This is a genomic window from Desulfonatronospira sp. MSAO_Bac3 (assembly GCF_003838035.1).
GTDB lineage: Bacteria > Desulfobacterota > Desulfovibrionia > Desulfovibrionales > Desulfonatronovibrionaceae > Desulfonatronospira > Desulfonatronospira thiodismutans.
Map to the genome: position 1 here is coordinate 1 of NZ_QYZY01000370.1, position 3,237 is coordinate 3,237.

General features: G+C 51.6%; 1 protein-coding gene and 2 pseudogenes. 1 reads left to right on the forward strand and 2 read right to left on the reverse strand.

Annotated elements, in window-relative coordinates; translation table 11 throughout:
- A pseudogene (locus D5S03_RS12845) lies at window positions 1-272 on the reverse strand (flagellin); the annotation flags it as partial.
- 1,800 nt (window positions 273-2,072) lie between these two features.
- Window positions 2,073-2,441 (reverse strand): annotated as a pseudogene (locus tag D5S03_RS12850) (flagellin N-terminal helical domain-containing protein); the annotation flags it as partial.
- Window positions 2,442-2,766: 325 nt separating this feature from the next.
- Here D5S03_RS12850 and D5S03_RS12855 point away from each other — a divergent pair.
- Window positions 2,767-3,135 carry a four helix bundle protein gene (locus D5S03_RS12855; protein WP_008871508.1) on the forward strand — a complete coding sequence of 123 codons (369 nt, stop codon included), beginning with the start codon at window positions 2,767-2,769 and terminating at the stop codon, window positions 3,133-3,135.
- Window positions 3,136-3,237: the final 102 nt, after the last annotated feature.

A 3,237-nucleotide genomic window follows, 5' to 3' on the forward strand; every position in this document is an offset into this window, starting at 1 on the left:
CCCATGAGCTGCATAGCCATCTGCGGCAGGGTGTTGGCCTGAGCCAGCATGGCGGTTGCGCCCTGGGAGAGGACCTGGTTCCTGGTGAACTCGGTCATTTCCTGAGCCACGTCCACGTCGGAGATGCGTGATTCCGCGGCCTGCAGGTTTTCTGCCTGGATCTGCAGGTTGCTCACGGTGTTATCCAGGCGGTTCTGGTAGGCACCCAGGTCTGCACGGATGCGGTCCTTGATCTCAATGGCCTCGTCTATGGTCTCCAGGGCCTCTTGAGCCCGGGCAGTGAAGATGTGGTTGGCCATTTCGGAGTCCACTGGACTGGCTGAGGTGGAGCCAGCCTCGCCAACATCGTACTGCTTGAGTCCATCTACATCGATATCAGATATCTCACCTGCGCCTTTGGTTATGGTAATGAGTTCTCCTTCGGATTCAGCGGTAAAGCCAGCATCCTCGTTTATTCGTTCAGCCAGTTCCCGGACCACATCCTCTTTACTGTCTCCTGCCTCAGCTTCATAGTCAAAAGTGTCAGCACCTAAAGTTACCTGATAATTCTGGCCCTCGACGACTTCCCAGTCAGTATTTCCAAAATCCAGGGTGCGGTTAAAATCTTCTGTATTTCCGGTATCATTGATCGCTACGTCGTCCTTGTCCTCTCTAGTCTCACCGGCTACAGAGATGTATTCTTGACCTAAATTGAGATCAGAGCCTAATGTAATCGTTCCATCAGTAACACTTACATGTTCCGCATTATAATCTGCGCTGGCTTCTATCTCATCTGCTATCCCCTCTGCTACATCTTCACTTGTATCTCCTTCCTGGGCTACGTAGCGAAAGGTATCTCCAGCGAATGTCACGGAATATTCCTCACCTTCTATGGGCTCCCAGCCGGTATTGGTGAAGTTGATTGTGCGATCAACACCCTCTGTAGTTTGTATAGAATTTACCAGTACATCCTGTTCAGTTGGATCATAAATCTGACCTGTAAACGATATGTTTACTTTTCCAGCGCCTTGATCTATTGTGAAATTAGTATCACCTTCATCTGGGCCAGATGTACTGTAAACATCTCCTCCATCAAAATCATTTATTGCGGTAGATAGTGCATCAGCTATATCATCTGCCCTGTCTCCATCATTTGCTTCTATGGAAATCACGTCATCTCCAATGGTGACCGAGAACTCTTTACCACCAACAGCTTCCCAGTCTATACCGTTCTCATCGATATCTACAACGCGATCAGAGTCAGTGTTATTTCCCTGGGGACCGACAGAAAAATCACTTTCTTCAAGCTCCCTTGACTGATTCAGATCCCTTTGTACATTGGTTGTGCCAAGGTCATCCCGGGCAAACAGTTCTACCTGCTCACTGCCCACGCCGTCGGTGATAAGAAGCCGGTCTCCATCCACCTCGGCGGAGTAGCCCTCTTCGTCATCAATCTGCCCTGCAAGGGCCTCCAGGACATCTTCGAGGTCTTCGCCTTCCTCAGCTTCGTGATTAAACTCCTGGCCACCGATGCTCACAAAGTATTCAGCGCCTTCTTCTATTTCCACGCCTTCCATGTCAGCAACTCCACCATCAGTGAGCATACCCAGGTTTCTGACCACATCATCCACGTCTTCAGGCTCATCCCCGTCCTGCAGGCGCTCAATGTCCCCTTCGACGTTTTCAATGGCCTCATCCAGTAGATTTTTCATCTGCTGAACCTGATCGCCCCACTGGTCATCGTCAAGCTTCTCATCAGCAGTCTCCAGCTCTTCCCTGGCATACTTCATGTGACCAAGGGCATCATTCATGTGCATCTCCAGAGAATCGCGGTCCCAGTCGTCTCCTTCCAGTTCATCCTGCACGTGCCCCATGATTTCCTGGGCGTTCTCCACAGGAGCCTCCACAGTGTACCTGAGGTAGCTGTTGTCGATACCCAGGCCTGCGGCAGTGGCGTCACCCATGTCCACATGGTAGTAGTCCTCGCCGAAGTTGTCCCTGGGGCCGAAGTGGACCTTCAGGGAATCGTCGCCGGTAACTGAGCCGTCGATGAGCTTTTGCTGGTTGAACTCGGTCTGCCTGGCGATGCGGTTGATCTCCTCCTTCATCTGCTGATACTCGCCGTCGATGACCTCGCGCTGATCCGCAGTGTAGGTGCCGGTGGCGGCCTGCTCGGCCAGTTCCTTCATGCGGATGAGCTTGTTGTCGATGACCTCAAGAGAGCCGTCCGCGGTCTGAATGGCGGAGATGCCGTCATTGGCGTTACGCACGCCCTGGTTCATGGCGGCGATGTCCGCGCGCATGAGTTCGCGAACAGCCAGGCCGGCTGCGTCGTCGGCTGCGGTGTCCACGCGAAGGCCCGAGGAGAGCCTGCGGGTAGAGGTGGCCAGGTCGCCGTAATGGCTTTCCAGATTGCGCTGGGCATTCATGGCCATTGGGTTGTGATTGATTGTCAGTGACATAACTTTTCCTCCTTGAATAAAGTTTACAATGGCTTCCTTGCCACTGTTTGGGATTTGACTCTTTTATCGACTGGGGTGGGAAATACTTTAGGAATAATTTGGGATTGGGGGATTTAGGAATTGAGGAATTGAGGGATTTGGGAATTGGGGGATTGGGGAATTTAGGGATTTTGGGATTTAGGGATTGGGGGATTGGAGAATTGGGGATTGGGGAATTGGGGGATTTAGGAATTTAGGAATTTAGGGATTTGGGAATTGGGGGGATTTTGTTGTTGATGTGTTGGGCAGGGAGGGGTAGTAGGCAAAAAAACATAGGAGGATCAGGATGGGATACAAGTATTTTGAGGAACTGCCTTGCTGGCAGGTTGCCAGGGAGTTGTGCCAGGAGGTGCAGCAGATTATTCATCAGGAGAGATTCAGAAGGGACTTCAGCCTCAAGGATCAGATATCCAGGTCTTCGGGCTCCATCATGGATAATATTGCCGAGGGCTTTGATGACGGGAGCTCCAGGGAGTTTGTCAGGTTCCTGGGGTATTCACAGAGATCTTGTGGGGAGGTGCAGTCCCAGTTGTACAGGGCCTGGGATTGCCAGTATCTGAACAGGGATCAGTTTTCCAGGGTGTACCATCTGGCCGGGGAATGCCGGAAACAGATCAAGGGGTTCAGGAGGTATTTAAGGGAGAATTCGTTTTGATTTAGGGGGTTGGGGGATTTGGGGATTTGGGGATTTAGGGATTTAGGGATTGGGGGATTGGGGAATTGGGGAATTGAGGGATTGAGGAATGCAGGAATTTAG